Annotated in this window: 10 protein-coding genes; 2 read left to right on the forward strand and 8 right to left on the reverse strand. The window is 69.1% G+C overall.

Translation table 11 applies throughout. The features are described from left to right. Positions 1 to 180 precede the first annotated feature (180 nt). From C7389_RS08415 to C7389_RS08435, 5 genes are all read right to left on the reverse strand, one after another. Positions 181 to 540, reverse strand: coding sequence for a hypothetical protein (locus C7389_RS08415; RefSeq protein ID WP_133590310.1), 360 nt, complete (start codon positions 538 to 540; stop codon positions 181 to 183). Between the two features lie 622 nt (positions 541 to 1,162). Continuing rightward, positions 1,163 to 1,510: a hypothetical protein gene (locus C7389_RS08420; protein WP_162851702.1), complete on the reverse strand. Its 348-nt coding sequence runs from the start codon at positions 1,508 to 1,510 to the stop codon at positions 1,163 to 1,165. Positions 1,511 to 2,249: 739 nt separating this feature from the next. Continuing rightward, a complete protein-coding gene (gene aqpZ, locus C7389_RS08425; RefSeq protein ID WP_133590314.1) occupies positions 2,250 to 2,942 on the reverse strand; it encodes an aquaporin Z in 693 nt (230 codons plus the stop codon). Between the two features lie 756 nt (positions 2,943 to 3,698). Further along, positions 3,699 to 7,868: an OmpA family protein gene (locus tag C7389_RS25675; RefSeq protein ID WP_211168570.1), complete on the reverse strand. Its 4,170-nt coding sequence runs from the start codon at positions 7,866 to 7,868 to the stop codon at positions 3,699 to 3,701. Next, positions 7,865 to 15,496, reverse strand: coding sequence for a DUF7933 domain-containing protein (locus C7389_RS08435; RefSeq protein ID WP_133590316.1), 7,632 nt, complete (start codon positions 15,494 to 15,496; stop codon positions 7,865 to 7,867). Before C7389_RS08435 ends, C7389_RS25675 begins: the two co-directional genes overlap by 4 nt. 399 nt (positions 15,497 to 15,895) lie before the next feature. On the opposite strand from C7389_RS08435, the gene C7389_RS08440 reads away from it, so the two are divergent. Further along, a complete protein-coding gene (locus C7389_RS08440; RefSeq protein ID WP_162851703.1) occupies positions 15,896 to 17,659 on the forward strand; it encodes a putative bifunctional diguanylate cyclase/phosphodiesterase in 1,764 nt (587 codons plus the stop codon). A gap of 50 nt (positions 17,660 to 17,709) precedes the next feature. On the opposite strand, the gene C7389_RS08445 is transcribed toward C7389_RS08440, so the two are convergent. From C7389_RS08445 to C7389_RS08455, 3 genes are all read right to left on the reverse strand, one after another. After that, positions 17,710 to 18,252, reverse strand: coding sequence for a response regulator transcription factor (locus C7389_RS08445; RefSeq protein WP_133590320.1), 543 nt, complete (start codon positions 18,250 to 18,252; stop codon positions 17,710 to 17,712). Next, positions 18,249 to 18,470, reverse strand: coding sequence for a response regulator (locus C7389_RS08450; RefSeq protein ID WP_246034690.1), 222 nt, complete (start codon positions 18,468 to 18,470; stop codon positions 18,249 to 18,251). Before C7389_RS08450 ends, C7389_RS08445 begins: the two co-directional genes overlap by 4 nt. 159 nt (positions 18,471 to 18,629) lie before the next feature. Beyond that, positions 18,630 to 20,168 (reverse strand): carbonic anhydrase, encoded by a 1,539-nt coding sequence (locus C7389_RS08455; RefSeq protein ID WP_133590323.1) that lies wholly within the window; start codon positions 20,166 to 20,168, stop codon positions 18,630 to 18,632. Between the two features lie 192 nt (positions 20,169 to 20,360). On the opposite strand from C7389_RS08455, the gene C7389_RS08460 reads away from it, so the two are divergent. Further along, a complete protein-coding gene (locus tag C7389_RS08460) occupies positions 20,361 to 22,493 on the forward strand; it encodes a sensor histidine kinase (protein ID WP_133590324.1) in 2,133 nt (710 codons plus the stop codon). The last annotated feature ends 163 nt before the right edge of the window (positions 22,494 to 22,656 follow it).

Below are 22,656 nucleotides of genomic sequence, written 5' to 3' on the forward strand. Positions count from 1 at the left end.
GCTTGTACCGATTGGCGCTTCGCGGGCAGATTCCATGTCGGCACGGGTCATTCAGAACCCACCACAGATGCCGGATATACGACTGCAGGTGATTCATCCCGGAAAGTCAGAAACACGATCCGTCTTGATTTACGGGGGAGTCCATATATGTAGGGTTAGACCGTTGGTTGATCACCCGCCTCATGCCTCACTCCCCCAAATGCCTGCTGTGGCAATTGCGTCGCTAAAAGCTTGCGCGGACGCCACTTCATAGCACTTTGGGCTGGAGTCAATTGAGTTGAACGATCCACCAATGATGCGCACCACGGTGCCTAAGCACTTTGCATTTTCTTTCTCGAGCACAACAAAAATTCCCCGCCGCACATGCTCTTCCATCGTCTTTGGAATTGCGTTTTCGCTAGCTTGCCAGAGAACTTCTAGCTCCGAGCACTCCGTAGGCTCTACAACCATCTCAACATGGGCATATACGTCCCGCGACGACAGTTGTCGAATGAACTTTCCCGCGGTTTGAGTCTTGGCGCCGAATCGCAAAGTTCGCATAGGTCTAACGACGAAGGTCAGCGGCAGGCGGACAGCGCAGCTGGCCGACTGTCCGCTGGACCGGATTGTTAGAACTATTTGGGGTCGGACTTTGGACAGTATTCAGCAAGGAATTCCCCTTCCATGACCATGCCATCTGAGAATTGGAGTTTATAGGCTCCAGAATATCTGTTCTGCTCAGGTAGATATGTGTACGAAATCTTTCCAGATTCGCAACTATTCCCCCCGCTCCTAGGTGTCTTTGGGAAAAGCTCAAAACAGTAGAATAAATCTTTAACACTGACGTCCTTTGCATTCGCTCCTGCTAAATCATTTTTAGGGGCAAAGACGATTGGCGGGTTTTTGCGGATAGATGGGCACGATCCGGTCGTGCTGTAGACCCAAAACCCAATGGTGTGATCCGAGCCGGAGTCATTCCATAACGCATTTGGCCGTTGCCCAGATTCTTCTTGTGGCTCCGGTCGAACGGCAGAGGTGCAGCCTGCGACACCTAAAATAGACAATGCAGTAAGAGTGCGGATTAGCGGAGTCATAGTTCTAACGATTGAAGTAACCGGACGCCGCGCGAGGTGGCCAGAGGCAGCCTAAATGCGGCTGTTCGGCGGTCCGGTTGACTGGATTGTTATAAGGCATTTCGGTCCCAGACCACGAATGCAGCGTTGTTTGCTGACGATGCGGCTTGAATGAACGCCTTATTGTCGAACCCTCTCAGCCCCTGAAAATGAGCGAGGAAAGAACCGTCTTTATCCCCGCTTGACGGGAAGTAGCACTCGCCACCCGTGTATTCGAATTTCCAGAAGACATCCTCTTCAAAAGGGCCTTTGTCATTCGTGATGATTTTGATTTTTTGGATGGTCCTCGGATCGAACTCGGAGGTTATTCCGCTAGCAGACTTGCAGGTGAACATTTCATCCATTCCAACCAACCACGGACCTCTCGGATAAAAGTTCTCTTCGGAGTGTGCGTTCATAGATAGCACCAAAATTAGTAGCACCGCGACGAGACGCATCAGGCGGCTGCCTTATAACGTGTTTTAGCCCGCAGATCTGCGGGCTCGTTCTGAACGCTGCGGTATATCCAGTCGGACCTCGCAGCACGAAACCATTGATGGCATTGAACTTTATGGGAATCCGTTTCTATGAACCGTCATAACCAAACTGACAAACCCCGCAGACCTTGAAGCAAGCCACCTGCTCCACCGTTGCCGGCCGGCCCGACTGCTTGGCCAGGTCCGGAAACACATTCGGTATGAGCACTACCGCTTACGAACCGAATAGTCGCAATGCCTATATCCGGTTCCCTTGCGTGCCCCGTTCAGGCCCTTCGCCATTTCGAACCTCCCTCCGCAGCGCAATACACGGCAACTTCTGCCCACTCTTTGCATAGCCACAACAAATGATCTGCGCATCAATTCTGACCCCAAAGGCATTTCACACAATGATGAATAAGTCACACCCCGCGCTCAGGAGGCATGGCAGCACTACGTTTGCATGACGGCAAGCGAGAGTGATTGGCAAGGAAGGCTTCGAGAAACACCGCGGCGGTTCGTATCTGCCGCAATGCCTTCCCTACTCCACGGCGAACGCGCGGATGACGAGGAAGTACCAGCCCACGGGATGAAGCGGGCCGGAGGCGAGCAGGCATTGCGCCGCTCGAAAAAAAGAACGGGGCGTGTCTGGCGACGCGCCCCGTTGTGGCTCAAACGTTGATCAGTGCTCTTCGCTGCCGCCAAGCACGCGGTAGATCGCCGCGCCGAGTACGGCGCCGACGATGGGGGCCAGCCAGAACAGCCACAGTTGCGCCACGGCCCAGTCGCCGACGTAGAGGGCGACGGCGGTGCTGCGGGCGGGGTTTACCGAGGTGTTGGTGACCGGGATGCTGATGAGGTGGATGAGCGTGAGGCAGAGGCCGATGGCGATGGGGGCGAAGCCGGCGGGGGCGCGGCGGTCGGTGGCGCCGAGGATGACGATGAGGAAGAGCGCGGTGAGCACGACTTCGGCGATGAGCGCGGCTTGCAGGCTGTAGCCGCCGGGGGAGTGGTCGCCGAAGCCGTTGGAGGCGAAGCCGGCGGTGACGTCGAAGCCGGCTTTGCCGCTGGCGATGAGGTAGAGCACGCCGCCGGCGGCGAGGCCGCCGAGGACCTGGGCGGCGATGTAGGGCAGCAGGCCGGTGGCGGGGAAGCGGCCGGCGGCCCACAGGCCGATGGAGACGGCGGGGTTGAAGTGGCCGCCGGAGATGTGGCCGACGGCGTAGGCCATGGTGAGCACGGTGAGGCCGAAGGCGAGGGAGACGCCGACGAAGCCGATGCCGAGTTCGGGGAAGCCTGCCGCCAGGACTGCGCTGCCGCAGCCGCCGAAGACCAGCCAGAAGGTGCCGATGAATTCGGCGCCGATTTTCTTCATGGTTGTTACCTCTCTGTGGAAGTGAAGAAGCGGCCCGGCGTCGCGCCGTAGCCATTCGATGCAGCCTCGCAGCGGCTCGTCGGAGCGTACGAAGTGCAGGGAAGGAGAGGCCGGCGCTGCACGGGGGCGGCGCCGGTGTGGAAAGGGATTCCGCGGTTTGGAGCGTGCGGGAGACGGGCTGGCGTACCGGACGGTTTGCAGCCGAGGCGTGGCGGCTTCGGCAAGCCAAGCTCCGGGCCGGGCAGCGGAAGCGCGCGGGAGCCTGCCAGCTATCGACCCCGCAACCGGATGACATCGGCCGCTCGCCCTGAGCCCATCGAAGGGCGTCGCGGGATCAAGCTTCGACCGGCTCGGCCCGCACGGCTGTTGGGTACTCAGTTGCCGGTTTGATAGTGCAAGCAAGGCTCGGCGCAAGCGGCAGGCCATTGCACCAGCGCTTGCTCCTGCTCTCGGTTCGAGTGCGGAAGTGGTGGCGGCGAAATACGGGCGGCGAGCGCCCTTACCACCCTTGCGATCCCGGTTCGTGCTCTCCGCGCCCTCATTTGCGATGCTCGAAGCTCCGGTTCCCGAAGCGCTGACGCCCACGCCTCGGGTACTTGAGCCTCGGGTGCCTGAAGCTCCAAAGCCCGAGCCTTCAGCGCCAGAACCTCCAGCGCCAGCGCGACTCCGACTCCCCACACCCCGGCCGCGGGTCAGCAGGCTGACCCACGGCGAGGCCCCAAACAGCGCCAGCACGCTCACCGCCCCGCTCCCGGATCAGAACGTGGCGAGCACGTTCAGGAACCAGCCGCGGCTGTCGTAGGACAGGTCGGTGAGGTCGTCGGAGTAGTCGGTGAAGTTGTAGCCCACGCCCATCTTCACGTGCTGGCCGACGTGGCGGTAGATGGCGACCAGGGCGCCGGCGCGGGCGTCCTTGGCTTCCTGGGCGCGCAGCTTGCGCCATTCCACCAGCGCATCCCATTCACGCACGAAGTGCCAGTCGGCGCGCAACACGACGAGGTCGGCGCGGCTCTTGAACCACTCGCTGTCCGGGTTGGTGAATTTCAGCTCGCCGATGCGCAGGCCGTACTTGGCGCCCAGCGACAGCCAGGGGTAGGCATCCCAGATGGTGTCGACCGAGAACACCTGGCTGCGCTGGGCGTAGTCGGCGGACTGGCCGTTGGCGGAGAGCTGACCGGAGGACGGCACGTTGTGATAGTTGGTGTACTTGAACAGCGTGTTCCAGCGGTCGTTGTCTATGGGCCGGTAGGCGGCGCCGAGCACGAACTCGTGGAAGTCGCCGTCCCAGTAGCTGCCGCCACTGTTGCTGCTGCGCGAGACGTTGAACTTGCCGATGAGGCGCCAGGACGGATCGGCCTGGTAGCCGAGGGAGTTCTTCATCAGCCAGGTGCGGCCGGTGCCCGAATCCGATTCGTCGCGGCGGAACTCCAGGCTGCCGGCGTAGCGCGTCTTGTCCTTCTTGTAGCCGACGGCGAAGCCGACCGCGTTGCGCTTGTAGTCGCCGCCCAGCGGGTCGCTGATGCGGCCGGTTTCGGCCTTCACGCCCATGGTCCAGTCGTCGAAGGGGGCGAGGTCCACCCCGAAGGCGTGGGTGAGGCCTTGCGGGCCGGCGCCGTGGGTGAGGCGGTTCTCGCCGAATACGCGGGCGGTTTCGCTGACGCGGTAGTCGGCGCCGCTCACCCAGGTGCCGTGGCGGCCGCGCCAGGCGTATTCCGGGTCTTCGGTTTCGATGACGTAGTTGAGGTAGACGTTGCTGCGGTCGCTGATGCGGTATTCGCCGCCCACCAGGCCGCCGGGGCCGCCGTTGCCGCCGGAGGCTTCGGCCTTGATCCGCAGGCGGTCGGTGACCTGCATGCTGCCGCCGACGCCGACGCGGTTGTTGTCGTCGCGCTCTTCGGTGCGTTCGGCGGTGCCTTGCACATAGCCGTACACCGTCCAGTCGTCGGCGCCGCCTTCTTCCTTCTGCGGCTGGTAGTCGGCGCGCAGGATGATGTCCGTGCGGCGGCCCTGCTGCGCCAGCGTGGGGCTGGCGATGAGGCCGGGGGCGGTGTTGCGGCGTTCGTCCTGGCGCACGCCGGCGGACAGCGCCCATTCCTCGTCGAGCTGGTGGCGCAGGCCGGCTTCGATGTTGCTGCGGTCCTGGATGTCGCCGTCGCGCACGTCGGCCTTGAGGGTGACGCGGTCGCGTTCGGTGACGTCCACTTCGGCGCGGGCGCCGCTCTGGGTCACCGCCTCGCCGGCGATGGAGATCTGGCCGGGGCCGCTGTAGCCGGCCTCGCGGTCCTGCCAGTAGGCGGAGACGCTGCCGCGGGTGCTGTCGGTGACTTCGGCCAGGTCCACCGTGGCCTCTATGCGCTTGGCGCTGGCGCTGCGGCCGTCGGTGGAGGTTTCGTTGAAGCCGTAGCCGCCATCCACCGAGCTGACCAGCGAATCGCCGGCGCCGCTGGAGCGGGCGAACTCGGCATGCACCGAGGTGCCGGGGGCCACGCGCACCAGCACGTCGGCGCCCTTCAGCGTCTGCCGGCTGGCGTCTTCGCCCTGGCGGAAGCCGGTGAGGCCGAGGCGCAGGTAGTCGTTCACCCAGTGGGTGGCGCGCAGGCCGGTGGCGAAGCTGTCCACCTTGTCCAGGCCGGGCACGTATTCGTAGCTGGTGACGAGGTAGAGCGGGTTGCCGGACAGGGTGGAGGTGTAGACCAGGCCGGCGCCGCTGGCGGTGGAAGGCAGCGGCGAGTTGAGGATGACGCGGCCCTGCAGGTAGTTCACGTCGTAGTCCAGGCCGGGGGTGAGCAGGCGGCGCTCCACCACCAGGCCGGAATCCTTGTCGCGCACTTCCACCCATACCCGCTCGGAGCCCTGGGTGATGTCCTGGTGGCGCAGGTAGTAGAGCGAGCCGCCTGTGCCGCGGAACTCTTGCCGCGCCGGCAGGGTGCCGGGGTCGGCGGCGAAGGCTTCGGCCACCGTGCGGCGCTCGCCGAAGGAGGTGGCGTCGTCCGAGGCGTAGCGGCCCTTGGCGCCGTACAGGCCGCGGGAGTACTGCACCAGTTCGCTGCCGGTCCAGCCGGTCTGGAAGTTACCCCACATGACGTGGGAGTCCCCCTTTTCCAGGCGGACGTAGAACTTGCCCTGGGTGGGGGCGTCGTCCACCGTGGTGCTGTCGTCGCCATAGACCGGGTAGTAGGCGTCCGGGTCGATGTTGCGCAGCAGGTAGCGCGGGTCCTTGGAGGAGAAGTTGCTGAACAGGTCTTCCAGCGGCTGCTCGCGGGTGTCGGCGGCGGCGGTGAGCAGCCAGTCGCCCTTCACCTTGCCCTTCAGATAGAAAGCGGTGCGGCCGTCGACGTAGGTTTCGTTCTTGTAGTGGTCACTGTCGCCGGTAACCAGTTCGGCGCGATCGCGCTTGCTGGTGGAATTGCGGCCCACGGTGAGGTCGGCCACCGCGATGTAGAACCAGTCGCTGTCGGGGATGGAGACATTGCGCCGGTACTGCGCCATGCGGCCGTCGGCGGCTTCCACCGCGATGTCCACCGCATGCGGACCGGCGGGCAGGATCTGGCGCAGCACGAAGCGGCCCTGCGCATCCACCGGCACCGCCATGCCCAGCGCCTGCACCTTGCGGCCGGCGGCAACATTGCGGCCGCTGACGGTGATGGTGCCGCCCTGCACCGGGATGTTGCTGAGCGCCAGCGCGTTCTCGCCCCAGCCGGTGAGCGCTTCGCGCGCCGGGGTGTCGCGGTCGGCCAGCGGCCTCGGGCGGGCGGCGACGGACAGCGTCTTCACCGCGGTCTCGTCGAAGCGGCCCTTGCTGTCATACACCCGCAGCACGTACTGGTAGTCGCCCTGCCGCAGGTCGCTGTCGGGGAAGGCGCCGCCATTGGCCTGCTCGGCCGGCACCGTCCATGCCACCGGCTGCTCCCAGTTCATCGGCAGCACCGCCAGCGGTTTGCCGGCGGGGGATTCGCCGGCGCGGAAGAGGCGGATCTCGGCCTTGTCCACCCAGGCCAGGTAGTTGCTGTAGCCGCGGAAATGGACCGCGCCGCCGCGCAGGGCGACGTCTTCCTCCGCCCAGGCGTTGAGCGCCGGGCGCACCGCCAGGTCGTCGTACTTCACCTGGATGTCGGCCTTCTCCAGCGCCACGTCGGCGCAGCGCTGGCGATCGGCCTCGTTCACCGGCGCGGCGTCCAGCGGCTCGCCATCCACGGTGACGCGGAAGGGCAGATCGGCCTCGCCGAGCGCGCCGCAGGCTTGCGGGTCGGCGGGCGCGGGCGGCGGCGGCACCGCCACCACGTCCTCGTACCAGGCGGAGATCTCCACCCGGCGGTTCTTCGCCATGCCTTCCGGCGTGTCGTTGCTCGCCACCGGCCGCAAGGGGCCGTGGCCGGACAGGCTGACCGCCTCGGCGGCCAGGCCCAGCCGTTCGCGCAGGTATTGCGCAACGGCCAGCGCACGCGCTTCCGACAGGCCCTGGTTGTCGCCGAAGCGGGCGCGGGCTCGGGCGGACAGGCGCTGGCTGTCGGTGTGGCCGGACACCGCCAGGCGCACGCCGCGCTTGCCGCGCAGCTCCGCCACCAGGGCGTCGAGCTGGGCGATGGCGGCCGGCGTGAGGTCGGCATAGCCGGAGGCGAACTGGGCGCGGCCGCCCTCGTCGCTCAGCTGGCGGCTCACCGTGGCCGCGCGCGGCGGCGGCGGCGTGGTGCGCATCGCCTGCAGTTCTTCCCGGCTCACGCCGGAGGGCAGCGGCCACAGCGTGGCCTGCCACTCGCCCGGCGACGGCACCGGATGGATTTCGACGCGGGCGTTGTCGATGCGCTTGCCATCGATCTCACCCTCTTCCGCCTGCGCGCCCGCCGGGAACAGCGTGGCCAGCGCGGTCAGCGTGGCGATGAAGGACAGCTTCCGCTTCATGGCCGGATGCCTGCGTTGCGCGCTCATTGCTGCTCTCCCTGCGCGCCAGCGGCAGCGCCGATGATTTCGGTTTCCACCACCAATGGCGGTCTGTCGCCCTCCCCGTTGTTGCCGTCGCCGGCAGCCTGGTAGAAGTCCTTGAGTCGTGCCGCGAGCGCGGCGAGGCGGTCCTTGGCCTGGGCGGCGTCGGTGGCGCCGCGGTAGGCGAAGCGCACCACCGCCGGCCGTTCGGCCAGTTGCGGCACCAGGGCGGCCAGGCGCGCATCCCATTCGGGTGCCAGCGCATCGCCGGCGAACGCGCGGCCATCCACTTCGACGCGGAACACCTTGTGCACCGTGGCGCCAAAGTTGAGCTTCACCATCTTCCCGCGGGTGGTGCGCACGTCGCGCGGGTTCTCGGTGGTGATGCGGTAGCCCGAGGGCAGGGTGCGTTCGTCCAGCTTCATGACGAAGTTGCTGCCACGGTCCTGCTGCGGGATGTCGGCGCAGGTGACGTGGAAGCGGCCCTCGGCGTCAGTGGTGACGAGCAGGCCGCGGGCGGTGGCCACCCGCACGTTGGGGATGCCCGGCTCGCCGTCGTCCTGGTAGCCGTTGGCGTTCTTGTCGTCGAACACCTTGCCGATGATGTCGGAGCAGTCGAACAGGGGATCGGGGATCACCCGCACCACTGCCGAGCCGATGTTGGAGATGCGCTCGCCGGCGAGGCTGTTGTAGGCCCAGGCGAGGTTGGTGTACTCGCCCTCGCCCACGCCGGCGCCGACCACCAGCACCAGGCGCACCGTCTTGGTTTCACCGGCGGCGAAGGTCTGGCCGGCCCAGTTGAGGCTGCGGCCATTGGCGGCCGGCTCGGTGGGCACGAACACCGTGCTGCTGCCGTGGCGGATGCTGGCGCTGCCGCTGCGGTACTTGAAGCCGGCCGGCACCTGGTCGATCAGATCGACGTTGGCCAGCGTGGCCGACAGCGTGTTGGTGGCGGTGACGGTGTAGGGCACCAGGCCACCCTTGGAGACATTCACCAGCGGCGAGGTCTTGGTGATGCGGATGGCGCCGCCGAGGATGGGATCCACCGGGATGTGGTTGTTCACCACATCGGCCGAAACACCCGCCGTCAGCACGAAGCTGAGGTAGTACTGGGTGGTGTTGGCTGTGGCGCTGATGGCGCTCTCGCAAGCCAGCGGATCGTGCTGCGGCGTGGCCGCCGACGGCGCGTCGGTGGTCTGCTGCACCAGCGCGGGCGAGGGCGTGCTGCCCACCACCGGGGTGTTGGTGCAGGCCGGCAGGATGTCCGACTCGCCCGGCATATAGCCGGCCGGCGCGGTCACCGTCAGCCGGTAGGTGCCGGCGGGCGCGGTCGGCAGCAGCAGGAACTGGTACAGGCCGTCGCTGCCGGTGGTCTGGCTGCCGGCGCCGCCCAGCACATGGCTGGCGGCGTCGAAGCCGGCCGGCCCGGTGAGGGTGACGACCGCGCCGCGGACCGGCTGGCGCGTCACCGCGTCATACACCACGCCCTGCGGGTCCAGCGGCAGGCTCTGCTCCACCGTGTTGGTGCCGGAGGCCAGGGTGAGGCCTTGCAGCGAACCATCGGCATTGCTGGCGCCGGCCGGGTTGGCGGCCTGGTCCTGCGTGCCGTTGCTGAAGGGCAGGCCCTGTTCGTTCGGTACCGCGCGGCCCAGCGCCATGCCGGTGCTGGCTTCGCGGAAGCGGATCTGGTAGCCCGGCCCCGGCGCCAGGCCGGTGAAGCTGTAGCTGCCATCCACGCCGGAGGTGGTGCTGGCGATCTGCACGCCGTCCAGCAGCAGTTCGACCAGCCAGCCTTCGACGCGCGGTTCGCCCGCATCCAGGCGGCGGTCGTGGTTGAGGTCGCGCCACACCGTGCCGGCCACGCTGGCGGCTTCGGCGATGGCGGTGGGATCGGTGGCGGTGTTGTTGCTCTCGTAGCCGGCCGGCTCATTGCCGCCGGAGACGGTGGCGGTGTTGACCAGCACCTGTCCGGCGAGGCCGGCGGCCACCGCGACGCGCAGCACGATGGGCGTGCCGCTGCCGCCGGCGGCGACCACTTCCCCGGTGGTGCAGCTCACCGTCTGGCCGGCGGCGCTGCAGTTCCACACGCCGCCGCTAGGCAGCAGCGCCGGGGTGATGCCGGCGGGCAGGGTATCCACCACGGTGATGGTGCCGCTGCTGGGCTGGCTGCCGACGTTGCTCACCGTCAGCGTGTAGTAGCCGGTGTTGCCGCCGGCGGCGAAGCTGGCCGGCGTGTGGGTCTTGGAGATCGCCAGGTCGGGCGCCGCGCCCGGCACTTCCGGGAACAGGTTGTCGCCGGACACGGTGGTGCTGCCGGTGAGGGCGATGCCGGCGATGCGGCTGGTGACGCCGCCCACCGGATCATTCACCGCGCTGCCGCCGGCGCTGCCCGCCACCGGCGTGCCGTTGCTGGTGTTGGCCGGCTGCTGCGGCTGGTCCAGGGTGTAAGTGCCTTCCGGCAGGCCGGTGAACTCGAAGCTCCCATCGGCCAGCGTGGTGGTGCTGCGCGTTACCGGGTTGCCGTTGACGTCGGTGCCGCTGAGGTTGATGAGCTGGCCGGCGATGCCGTGGTCGTTGCCGTCGGCCTGGCCGTTGTTGTTGTAGTCGAGGAAGACGCGGCCACGGATAACGCGTCCGTTGGGCAGCTCGGCGAAGTTGTTGGCGCTGGACACGGTGCCCGGCGGCAGCACGATGTTGCTGATGGCGCTGGGGGTGACGGCCGGCGTGGTGGCCGTGCCGGACGTGCCCCCATTGCCCACCGCGCCCGGCACGGTGAGGCCGTTGGCGGTATCCGCCGGCTGCGCCGGCTGGGTCACGGTGTAGGTGCCGGGCGCCAGGCCGGTGAAGGCGTAGTTGCCGTTGGCATCGGTGACGGTGCTCAGGTTCACCGGCTGGCCGTTGTTGTCGGTGCCGGTGAGCTGGAGAGTCTGGCCGGCGATGCCGGCGTCGCCGCCGTTCTGCGCGCCGTTGTTGTTGTGGTCCAGGAACACCGTGCCGGAGATGCTGGAAGTCTGCACCTCGGCGAAGTTGTTGCCCGGCGAACCGGCCACGCTGCCGCCGCTGCTGGCGAGCTGGATGTTGGCGATGGCGCTGGTCGGCACGCTGACGGCGGTCGCCGTGCCCGGCGTGCCGCCTCCGCCGCCGGAAACGCTGCCGGCGGTGGTGATGCCGTTCAGCGTGCCGGCCGGCTGGGTCGGCTGGGTGAGGGTGTAGCTGCCGGCGTTGAGGCCGGTGAAGGCGTAGTTGCCGAGCGCATCGGTGACCACGCTGCGGCTGACGCTGGCGCCGCCCACGGTCTCGACGCCGGTGAGCTGGATGAGGACGCCGGCGAGCGGCGCGTCATTGCTGCCATAGACGCCATCCGGCACCACGTCCTTGTCCAGGAACACGCGGCCGGAGATGTAGCCCAGCGGGCTGATTTCCAGCACCGCGCTGGCCGGGTCGACGTTGTCGCCGAAGTCGGTGTGCAGCGCGCTGGCCGGGATGTAGTTGGTATAGCTGCCCTCCACCGTGCCGGTGACGTTCACGCTGATGCGGCAGCCGCCCGCCGGAACCTTGGCGCCGGAGGCGTAGCGCACCGTGCCGCTGCCGGCGGTGGCGGTGACCGTGCCCGGGCAGGTGGTGGCCAGGCCGTTGGGGCTGGCGATGACGAGCGCGCCCGGCGCCGTCGGCAGCACGTCCTCGAAGGCGGCGGCCAGGGTCATCTCGCTGCTGTTGGTGTTGCCGAGCACGATGGTCAGCGTGGAGCTGCCGCCGGCCGGGATGGACACCGGGCTGAACTGCTTGGCCACGGTGGGCGGCGCCGACACCACCACCTGGGCGGTGGCCGGCTCGCTGTTGCGCACACCTTCCACCGTTTCCAGCGCATTGGCCGGGATGGTGTTCACATAGGTGCCGGCAACGTTGCTCACCGTATCCACCTGCACCTGGCAGCTGCCGCCCGCCGGCAGCGTGGCGCCGGCCAACTGCACGCTGGTGGCGGAGCTGGGCGCGGTCACCGTGCCGCCGCAGGTGGTGGTGGCGTTGGGGGTAAGCGCCACGCTCAGGCCGCTGGGCAGGGTGTCGGTCAGCGAGGCGCCGGTGAGCGCCACCGTGTTCGGGTTGCTGAAGGTGATGGTGAGGCGGCTGTTCTGGCCCGGCAGCACCGTGGTCGGGTTGAAGGCCTTGGCGATGCCCACCGCGCTGCGCACCTGCAGGGTGGCGCTGGCGCCCGGCGGCGGGTTGCTCACCGAGCCGCCGCCGCTGTTGGCGGTGACTTCACCGCCGGCGATGACGTTGGTGTAGCTGCCCTCGGCGCTGGCGATCACGTCCACTTCGGCCACGCAGGTGCTGCTCACGCCGCCGCTGGCGGCCGCCAGCGAGGCGCCGGCCACCACCACCTGGTTGTTGCCCGGCGTGCTCAGGTTGCCGCCCGGGCAGGTGATGACCGGGTTGGCCCCGGCCGGCACCGTCATGCCGGCGGGCAGGCTGTCTATCACCGCCAGGTCGGTCAGCGGCAGCGACAGCGGGTTGATGAAGCGCAGCGTGAGGCGGGCGCGTTCGCCCGGCAGCACGGTGGCCGGCGAGAAGGACTTTTCCACGCCGATGCGGCCGAGCGTCGCCAGGCTGGCGATGGCGCTGTCGGTATTGCTCACGCCCTGGGCGGTCTTCACCGCGCCCACCGGAATGGTGTTCTGGATGGTGCCGACGGTGAGCGTGGTCACATCCACCGCCACGGTGCAGCTGGCGTTGCTGCCGCCCGCCAGGGAGGCGTCGGCGAGGCTCAGCGAGGTGGCGTTGCCGCTGGCGCTGACCACGCCGCCCACGCAGCTGGTGGTGGCGTTGGGCACCGAGGCGATGCGCAGCCCGGTGAGGTTGCCGCCGGCCAGGCCGCTGTCGGTGAAATGGTCGGTGAGCGACAGGCCGGAGAGGTCCAGCCCGCCGTTGTTGAGCAGGGTGATGACCAGGCGGCTGGTTTCGCCCGGCGCCTGGATGGTGTTCGGGGTGATGGTCTTGGTCACCACCACGCTGCCGGCGGCCGAGTTCAGCGTGGCGCTGATGGGCGCGGTGTTGGCGACGCCGCCGTCGGCGGTGAGCTGGCCGATGGGAATGGTGTTCACCCACGGCCCGGTGCCGCTGCTCTGCACGTCGAACACCAGCTCGCACTGGCCGCCCGGCGGCAGGGTGGCGCCGGCCAGCTGCAGCGAAGCGGCGCCCGGCGTGGCGGTAATGGCTACCGGCCCGGCGCAGGTGCTGTAGGCATTGGGCGCCGCGGCCAGGGTCAGGCCGGGCGGCAGGGCGTCGGTGAGGCTGACGTTGTACAGCGTGCCGGTGGTTTCGGTGTTGCGCAGGCGGATGGAAACCCGCGACTGGCCGCCCGGCTGCACCGTGGTCGGCGAGAAACTCTTGCTGCCGGTGAGCGCCGAGCGGAATTCGATGGTGGCGGTGGCCGGCAGCGCGTAGCTGGTGCTGACGGTACTGCCGTCGGCCAGCAGCTGGGTGGCCGCCAGGGTGTTGCCCGGGATGGTGTTGGTGTAGTTGCCGGCGGCGCCGGTGACGTTCACCTGCAACGTGCAGCTGCCGGCGGCGCCGGTGCCGTTGCTGGCGCGCGCCGGCACGGTGGCGCCGGCCAGGGAAACCAGATCCACGCCCGGCGTGGCGGTCACGCTGCCGCCGGCGCAGGTGGTGGCGGCGTTGGCCGGGTTGGCGACCAGCATGCCGGCCGGCAGCGCATCGCTGATCTGCACGTTGGTGAGCGGATTGTGGGTGTTGTTGCTCAGCGTGATGGTGAGCCGCGACACCCCGCCTTCCGGCAGGCTGGTGAGGGAGAAGGCCTTGGCCACGCCGGCGGCGTGGTTCACCGTCAGCGTCACCTGGTTGGAGGCGGCCGGGTTGCACACCGTGCCGGCGCCGTTGTTATCGGCGACGCTGCAGGCGGGCAGCACGTTGCTGCGGGTCTGGCCGACGGCGGTGCCGAACTCCACCTCGGCGGCGAAGGACACGGTACATACCGCCGGGTTGCCATTGCTGCCGCCGTTCATGTCGAACACGAACACCGGGTTGGCGGTGTCGCTGTAGTCGTGCGCCAGCGTGCCGGCACAACCGGTGCCGCTCATGCTGGGCGCCGGGCTGGACACCACCCGCACGTTGCCCGGCAACGGGTCGGCCAGGCGCACCGCGCTCAGCGCGCCGCCGGAGAAGTTGCCGACCTCCACCGTGTAGTAAACCAGGCCGCCGGCCGCCGGGTTGCTGGGCGACTGCGTCTTGTTCAGTTCCAGCATGCCGTGCACCGTCAGCGCGGCGCTGGCCGGCCGGCTGGTGACCGAGCGGCTGTTGCTGACCGCGCCGGCGGCGATGGTGTCGTTGAACACCTTGGAAACGCCGGCCGCGTCCAGCGTGGCGGTGTAGGCCACGGTGACGGTGCAGCTGGCGTTGGCCGCAATCGAGGCGCCGGAGAGCTGCACGCCGCTGCCGCCGCCGACCACGCTGGCGGTGCCTGAGGTGCAGGTGGTGCTGGCGCCGGTGACGTTCAGCGTGCCGCCCGTGCCGCCGGCCGGCGTGCCCACCGGATCGTCGGTGAAGCCGATGCCGGTGACCGGCACCGAGCCGTCGTTATGGACGGTGATGACCAGGGAGCCGGACTGGCCGGAGCGCATCGGGTTGGGCGAGAAGGCCTTGGCCACCCGCAGCGGCGACACGATGGTGAGATCGTCCGACGAGCTGGAGGCGGTGAGGCCACGGCTGTTGCCGACGTTGGCGCCGTTCATGGTCTGGGTGACGGTGCGCGAGCCATTGGCGCCGGCATCGGTGCCGACCACGCTGACCACCAGATCGCAATAGCCGCTGCGGCCTATGGTGCCGCCGCTGGCGCTCAGGGTGCCGGTGGCGCCGGCCGCCGGGGTGAAGGTGCCGCTGGCGGCGCCGGTGCCGGTGCAGGTGAGCGAGGCATTCGGCGTCGCCGCCACTTCCACGCCGGCGGGCAGCGTGAAGGGGGTGGTGGTGAGCGGAATGTCGGCGCTGCTGTTGGGGTTGGTGATGCGGATGCGCAGCGTGGAGGTCTGGTCGTACTGGACCACCGAGTCCGGCGTGAACAGCACGCTGGTGGTCGGGCTGGACAGCGGCAGCACGGTGAAGCTCTGCTGCGCCGGCGAAGTGTTCTGCACCGCCGCGCCGTCGTTGCCGCTCACCGCGCCCACCGGGATGGTGTTCACCCGCTCGCCGGTGGCGGTGGCGTTCACCTCGACGACGATGGAGCAGCTGCCGCTGACGCTGGCGCTGGGCGCGATCGGAATGGTGCCGCCGCTGAGCGAGATCAGGCTGCTGCCGGGGGTGGCAGTGAGCGTGCCGCCGCAAGCGTTGGAGACGACATTCACCACGCGGATGCCGGCGGCGCTCATGTCGTCGGTCAGCGTCACGCCGCTCACCGCCGAGGCCGGATTGTCGTTCGACAGGGTGATGGTGAAAGCGGTGGTGTCGCCCGGATAAGGCGTGCCGCTATAACCTCCGGCAATGCTCTTGGAGACGGTGATCGCCGCCTGCGCGGCGGGTGCCGCCAGCATGGCGCAGGCCAGGGCGAGCATCGCCCGGCGCCCGCCGGAGATCAGTGCGGCGAGGCGGGTGGCGCCGGCCGGTTCGGAAACGCATGTTCTTTTCATGGCAGCTCGCATGACGACGGGCTGCACACCCAGGGTGGGCAGCACCGGTGTTCGGCCGCGCCAGCCGGTGCTCTCGCCCCCGCCCGCGCCCATTCCGTTTGCAAAACGGCCACGGATTCTATGGACGCACCCACCATGCGTTTGTCACGCTCACTCATGCTGGCTGACAAAGGCCTTGCATTCCTAACCGCTGCCTAACCCCGCTTCGTGACGTAGGACACGCTGCACCTCACACAGCGCCGCCCCGCCCGCCGTCCGCCCATGTCTTTCGGAATAGAATCCGGCGCGCACCCGCCCCGATACAAATCCGACACTCCGGGCGGCGCACTACCGGTATCCCCTTCCTCACCGCCGCCCCGAACACCACCCGACCGCAGACCACGACACCGCCCCCACCGCATGCCTCGTTCCCGTACCGGCCCTGCCCCGCTGAAGCGACCGTCCGCCAACGAACCCACGCTGTTCCAGCGTCGCGGCCGCCGCGAGCGCATCGCCGCGCGGGTGTTCGACACGGTGCATGACGGCGTGGTGGTGACCGACGCCAGCTGCCGCATCGTCGAGATCAACCGTGCCTTCGTGGAAACAAGCGGCTATGCGCGTGAGGAGCTGATAGGCCGCACCCCGCACCTGCTGCGCTCCGGCTGGCACGACAGCGCCTTCTATGAGGACATGTGGAGCGAGATCGGCAGCACCGGCATGTGGCGCGGCGAGATCATCAACCGCCGCCGCAACGGCCAGCTGGTGTCGGAGCTGGTGGCGATCAGCGCGGTGCGGGACAGCAGCGGCCGCATCAGCCACTACGTGGCCACCTACTCCGATCTGTCGATGATCAAGGAGTACCAGCAGCGGCTGGAGCACCTCGCCTACCACGACCCGCTGACCCAGCTGCCCAACCGCCAGCTGTTCTCCGACCGCATGGAGCAGGCGCTGGCGCAGGCGCGCCGCCACGGCACCATGCTGGCGGTGTGCTACCTGGACCTGGACGGCTTCAAGCCGATCAACGACCGCCACGGCCACCACGCCGGCGACGAGGTGCTGCAGGAGATCTCCACCCGGCTGAAGGCCAATCTGCGCGGCGGCGACACGGTGGCGCGCCTGGGCGGCGACGAGTTCGCCCTGCTGCTGAGCGACATCACCAGCGCGGACGAACTGGAGACGGTGCTAGGCCGCCTGCTGGAGGTCATCTCCCATCCGGTGGCCGGGCTGGAAGGCAGCCCGCTCAGCGCCAGCATAGGCGTGAGCCTGTTCCCGGACGACGGCGAGGACGCCGACACCCTGCTGCGCCACGCCGACCAGGCGATGTACCGCGCCAAGGAAGGCGGGCGCAACGCCTGGCGGCTGTTCGGCTCGGTGGACGAGGTGCAGTCCCACAAGCGCAAGAACCTGCAGCAGGAGATACGCAACGGCCTCAAGCGCGGCGAGTTCCGCATCCACTACCAGCCGGTGATCTCCATCGACAACCGCATGGTGGTGGGCTGCGAGGGCCTGATCCGCTGGCAGCACCCCACCCGCGGCCTGCTGCCGCCGGCCGCCTTCCTGTTCGCCATCCAGGACACCGCGCTGGCCCGCGAAGTGGATGAGTGGGTGCTGGACGCGGTGCTGGAGCAGCTCGCCGAATGGCAGCACCACGACATCGAACTGCCGGCCAGCGTCAATGTTTCCGCGCCGCTGCTACAGCAGGAGGAGCTGGGCCTGCTGCTGAGCGAGCGCCTGGGACGCCACCCGGGGCTGGACCCGCACCTGATCGAGTTCGAGATCCTGGAAACCGCCGCGCTGCAGGACCTGTCACGCGCCAGCCGCATCGTCGGCGACTGCAACCGCCGCGGCTTCCGCTTCGCGCTGGACGACTTCGGCACCGGCTACTCCTCGCTCACCTACTGCCGGCAACTGCCGGTGCAGGCGCTGAAGATAGACCGCTCCTTCATCAACGAGATGCTGGATGACCCGGAAGACCGCGCCATCGTCGAAGGCGTGATCGGCCTGGCCCGCGCCTTCCGGCGCCGGGTGGTGGCCGAGGGCGTGGAGAAGCCGGAACAGCTCACCGCGCTGGCTGAACTGGGTTGCGACCATGTGCAGGGCTACGGCATCTCGCCGCCGCTGGCGCCGGACGATTTCGAGCACTGGCTGAAGGAATACCGCGCCCGGCAGATCGAGCCGGCCTGATCCGAACAAAGCCGGCGGCCGCCCACGGCAGGCGGAGCCCGGCCGCGCCCTCAGCCGCTGACCTGGTGCCGCGACAGGATGAAGCCGAAGCCGCGCACCGCCCGCAGCGGCAGTGCCTCGCCGGTCTCGCTCTGGATCTTGCGTCGCAGCCGGCTCACCAGCATGTCCAGCCGGTGGTTGAGGTAGTAGTCGGGGCGGTGGCCCATCGCCTCCACCAGCACTTCGCGCCGCACCACCTCGTTGGCCTGGTTGAACAGGCACTGGATGAAGAGCCGCTCCGACGGCGTCAGCGACACCGAGCGCCCGCCGGGCGACACCAGCGCCCAGCCATCCACCGTCAGCACCCACTCCGGCGCCGGCGCGGCCGGCTGCGGCGCGCGCACCGGCTGCGGCTCGGCCTCGCCGCCGGCGGGGACCACCGCCATCCGCCGCCGCACGCTCACCAGTGTCACCGCCAGTTCGCGCAGGTCCGCCGGCTTGGACAGCCAGGCGTCCGCGCCGCCCATCAGGCCGCGCACCCGGTCTTCCACGCCGCGGCGGCCGGACAGGATGACGATGCCGACGTTGCTGATGGAGCGCAGGTGCTCGGTCACCGAAAGCCATCCTCGCCCGGCAGGCCGATGTCCACCACGACGATGTCGCAGCGCGACTTCAGCATGCCGCGATACAACTCGCGCGGATCGGAAAAGGTCTGCACGGCGAAGCCGAAGTCCCCCAGGCCGAGGCCGATCTCTTCGCGCAGGTCTTCATCGTCCTCGACGACGAAGACCTGGATGCCAGCGCCTAGGCGCGTGTCTTCCAGGACGTTCATATCCACCAAGATTCGAGTGCCGCAACACGGCGAAGGGGAGATGGCTGCCGGGCGGCGCCGCGATGGCCCCGCCCGGACGGGCAGGCTCCGCCCGCGGGCGGGCATCCTAACCCGGCACGGCGGACGGGTACCGTTGCATCCATCACGCCGGGCACGCAATCAGCGCGATTCGAGCAGCAAACGGCCGTTGCCGGGCTGCAGCGGGCGGATGTTGCGCGGATAGAGGCGGCTGAAGATGGCGATCTGCTCGTCCGACACCGGCACCGGCTGCTTCAGCACCACCCAGCTCACGCCCTCGGTGCAAGGCGGCGTGGATAACGAACCGAGGTAGAGATAGTGGGCCGGGCTGGCGGGCAGGAAGGCGCCCAGGTCCATCATGCCGGCGGGCATGTAGTTGCTGCCCTTTTCCAGCGGCAGATTGTTCAGCACCGCCTGCAGCAGCGGATTGGGCTGGGTGCCGCGCTCCAGCAGCACCGAGACGATGGCGATGCGGCCGTCGAAATCCCGGTGCAGGAACTGCACCGACATGTCGGAAGCCTGGCCGCCGATGCGCACCTCCGAGGGCCGATGGATGGTGAAGGAGTCCAGCGCGTAGCGCTGGCCGCGCAGCTCGATGCCCATGCCCTCGCCCACCGTCACCCGCAGGGTGTTGCCGGTGTCGGCGATGCGGAAGCGGGTCGGACGGTAGTCGAACTTCACCGGCTCCAGGTCCACCGCCACGCCGTCGCGCAGGTCTATCGGCGATTGCCGCAAGCCCTCGGCGCACAGCCGCCAGTCGGGCCGCAGCTTGCCCCAGTTGTCCGGGCCGGCCTCACCGTCGTAGCGCCAGCCTTCGCCGGCCATGAGCACCGCCGTGGGGCGGGCGGGCTGGGCCGGCGCTGCCGCGGCGGCGTGGCCGCTCGCCGGCGCGCCGGCATGGGTGGCCACCGCCGGCCGGTGCTGCGCCGGGGCGTGCGGGGCGGTGCTGGCGGCCGGCGTCGGCCGGCTGGCGGCGGGCTGCGGCTGGCGCGGCATCGGCGTCGCCGCCTCGCCGCTGCCTTCGGTGGCGGCGGCCGGCTGCGCCTCCTGCGCGTTCGGCTGGAACTGGGCGGAACGCACCGGCGCCGGCCGGTCCACCTGGGCGTTCTCCAGCGCGCGGGCACCGGAGGGCGTGGTTTCCGCCCGCCGCGGTGCTTGCTGCACCGTTGCCCGGCTGGGCGGCGTGGCCGGCGTCGCCCGCTGCGGCGGCGCCTTCACCTCTGCCTTGGCCGGCGCGGCAGGCGCCGCGGCACGGGCGGCCTGCTGCGCCACCTTGTCCAGCTCAGACACCGTGGGCGGGCGGCAGACTTCTCGCCACATACGCTCGTCCACCGAGTTGCGGGTGATGGCCACCGGCTCCTGATCGGCCGCGGCCTCCTCGCGTATCACCCTGTCCAGCGAATCCATGAACACCCGCTTCACCGTGAGGAAGCTGCGGTTCATGCAGTCGTAACGGTTGAGCGCCTTGATGGTGGAGTAGCCGGCGGTGCGCGACTCCTCCAGCGATAGCACGATGCGGCCCCAGGCCACCTTGGTGCCGCGGTCCGAGTCGATGATGGTGCCGCGGTCTATCTCGATGCGCCGGTCGCGGTCGCTGAGCACCAGCTGCCAATCGTCGGCGGCAGCGGGCAGCGCAAGCGGCAGGAGCAAGGCGGTGGCGAGCAGGTGGAGGGGCTTCATCGGCAGCGGTCCGGGTGGCTTCGAACAATACAACGACACCCGGCAGGGATACTTGAGCACGGCGCGCCAAACGGCATTTTGCGACGGACTTCCTTGTTCGCCGCCACCGCCATCGGCCATCATGCCCTGCCGTTCCATCTTCCCCCCATTCGCGGCCCGACTGACAACCCGCCATACCAACCGCCCCTGACGATGCCAGCCGACCTCCCGCCCCGCCGAGCCCGCCTGCCGCAAGCGCCATGGCTGCGCCTCCTGGCCCTGCTCTTCGGCCTGCTGGCGCTGGGCAGCGCTGCCGCCCAGGCGCCGGCCGCAGACTGCCAGGCCGCCGCGCTGACGGCCGGCGACGGCCTGCGCGGCAGCGTGCCACTGGCCGGCCGGCTGATGGCGGTGGACGACCGCGGCAAGCGCCTGGACATCGGCAGCGTGACGGCCGCGCCCGGCTTCGCCCCGGTGGCCGGCGCCGTGCATACCCGCAGCGGCGGCGGCAGCACCTGGTTCCGCCTGTGCCTGCAACGCGCCGCCGACGCCCCCGCCCAATGGATGCTGACGGTGCTACCGCCCTACCTGGGCGAGGTGGCGCTCTACTCGCCGCTCGGCGACGGCGGCTTCCGGCTGCAGCGGCAGGGCGCCGCCCTCCCCCGCCAGGACGACGGCCTTTCCTACCGCGGTTTCTCCTTCACCATGGACCTGCCGGCAGACGCGCCGGCCATCCATTACCTGCAGGTGAGCACCACCACCTCGATGCGCGCCGAGCTCGGCCTGTTCCAGCCCGCCGGCCTGTTCGCGGAGGTGAGCCGCGACGCCGGCGGCTTCGGCTTCTACCTCGGCATGCTGGTGCTGGTGGTGGCCATCAACGGCATCTTCTGGCTGTGGCTGCGCGACCCCGCCCAGCTGCTGTACGCCGGCACGGTGGCGGCCATCGGCCTGTTCGCCGCCATCACCTCCGGCTACGCCGGCCTGCTGCTGCCCTGGCCGGTGGACATGCGCCTCGCCTATGCGCTGAGCGGCTGCCTGATGTGGGCCCTGGGCGGCCTGTACTTCTCCACCACCCTCAAGCTGCGCCACCGCTACCCACGGCGCTGGCAGCTGAACCGCGCCATCGTGCTGGCCTATTGCCTCGGCGCGCTGGCCATCGTCCTGCAACCCGGGCTGGTGTTGCGCGGGGTCCTGCACCTGGTGATGCTGGGCCACATGGCGCTGGTGGTGTCCACCGCCATCGACACCTACCGCCGCTACCCGCCGCTGCGCCTCTACATCCTCGCCTTCCTGCCGCTGGTGCTCAGCCTGGTGGTGGTGATCGTCGGCAGCGAACTGGGCCTGGACGCCGGCTCGCCGGCCCTGCTGCTGCACGGCAGCAGCCTGATCCATGTGGTGCTGCTGAACATCGTGCTGGTGCGGCGGGTGTTCGAGGCCGAGCGCGAACGCCGCGATGCCCAGGCCACCGCGCTGCGGCTGGCGCAGGAAAGCGAACGGGTGCTGGAGCAGCGGGTGGAGGAGCGCACCCGCAGCCTGGATGCCGCCAACGGCCGGCTCACCCAGGAGGTGGCGGAGCGCCGCGCGGTGGAGCGCAAGCTGCAGCAGGCGCTGGAGGCGGAACAGCAGGCCAATGGCGCGCTGCGTCGCTTCCTTTCCATGGTTTCCCATGAGTTCCGCACCCCGCTCGCCACCATACAGCTGAGCGCCCAGCGCCTGAGCCGCGCCCTGCAGGAGCAGGCGCCGGAGCTGCTGCCGCAGCCGGCCAAGATCGTGCGCAACGTCGGCCGCCTGCTCGGCCTCATCGACAACCTGCTGGCCGAGGACCGCCTGGGCGCGGCGGCGATGAACCCGCGCATGGAGTACCTGGACCTCGCCCGCCACCTGCGCCTGCGCTACGGCGAACACGCCGGCGGGCGCGTCGGCCTGCAGTTGCCGCGCGGCGGGGTGATCGTGCTGGGCGACCCGCAGCTGCTGGACATCGCCATCTCCAACCTGATCGACAACGCCCTCAAGTACTCCCCCGCCAGCGCCCCGGTAAACGTGAGCCTGGCGGTGGTCGACGATCTCGTGGAAGTGAAGGTGAGCGACCAGGGCCCCGGCATCCCCGAGGGCGAGCGGGAACGCATCTTCGACAAGTATTACCGGCAGGACCGCGTCAGCACCAAACCCGGCACCGGCCTCGGCCTGCACCTGGCGCGCGAGTTCGCCCGCCGCCACGGCGGCGACCTGACGCTGGCCGAGGCGCAGGCCGGCCAGGAGGGCGGCGCCACCTTCGTGCTGCACCTGCCGCTGGCCATCAGCCGCCCGTCCTCCAACGAATCCGGCGACAGCGACGGCCTCGCAGCCTGAGGCCGCCGCGCAAGACGGGCCTCACCCGGGCGGCGTCACGCCCCGCCGAGAACCCCAGCCCGGGCAGCAGGCCACGACGACCACGCCAGGCCCGCACGCGCGCCGCCTCCCGTTGACAACGCCATATTCCCGCCCGACACCGCCGCCGGCCAGCTTGTCAGCC

Origin of the sequence: Azoarcus indigens, from assembly GCF_004361735.1 — a bacterium.
Lineage (GTDB): Bacteria > Pseudomonadota > Gammaproteobacteria > Burkholderiales > Rhodocyclaceae > Azoarcus > Azoarcus indigens.

What these genes read in the sequence shown, in the direction of transcription:
- C7389_RS08415 (WP_133590310.1), bottom strand. Translation starts at nt 540, where the DNA reads ATGCGAACTTTGCGATTCGGCGCCAAGACTCAAACCGCGGGAAAGTTC.
- C7389_RS08420 (WP_162851702.1), bottom strand. Translation starts at nt 1,510, where the DNA reads ATGAACGCACACTCCGAAGAGAACTTTTATCCGAGAGGTCCGTGGTTG.
- aqpZ (WP_133590314.1), bottom strand. Translation starts at nt 2,942, where the DNA reads ATGAAGAAAATCGGCGCCGAATTCATCGGCACCTTCTGGCTGGTCTTC.
- C7389_RS25675 (WP_211168570.1), bottom strand. Translation starts at nt 7,868, where the DNA reads ATGAGCGCGCAACGCAGGCATCCGGCCATGAAGCGGAAGCTGTCCTTC.
- C7389_RS08435 (WP_133590316.1), bottom strand. Translation starts at nt 15,496, where the DNA reads ATGAAAAGAACATGCGTTTCCGAACCGGCCGGCGCCACCCGCCTCGCC.
- C7389_RS08440 (WP_162851703.1), top strand. Translation starts at nt 15,896, where the DNA reads ATGCCTCGTTCCCGTACCGGCCCTGCCCCGCTGAAGCGACCGTCCGCC.
- C7389_RS08450 (WP_246034690.1), bottom strand. Translation starts at nt 18,470, where the DNA reads ATGAACGTCCTGGAAGACACGCGCCTAGGCGCTGGCATCCAGGTCTTC.
- C7389_RS08455 (WP_133590323.1), bottom strand. Translation starts at nt 20,168, where the DNA reads ATGAAGCCCCTCCACCTGCTCGCCACCGCCTTGCTCCTGCCGCTTGCG.
- C7389_RS08460 (WP_133590324.1), top strand. Translation starts at nt 20,361, where the DNA reads ATGCCAGCCGACCTCCCGCCCCGCCGAGCCCGCCTGCCGCAAGCGCCA.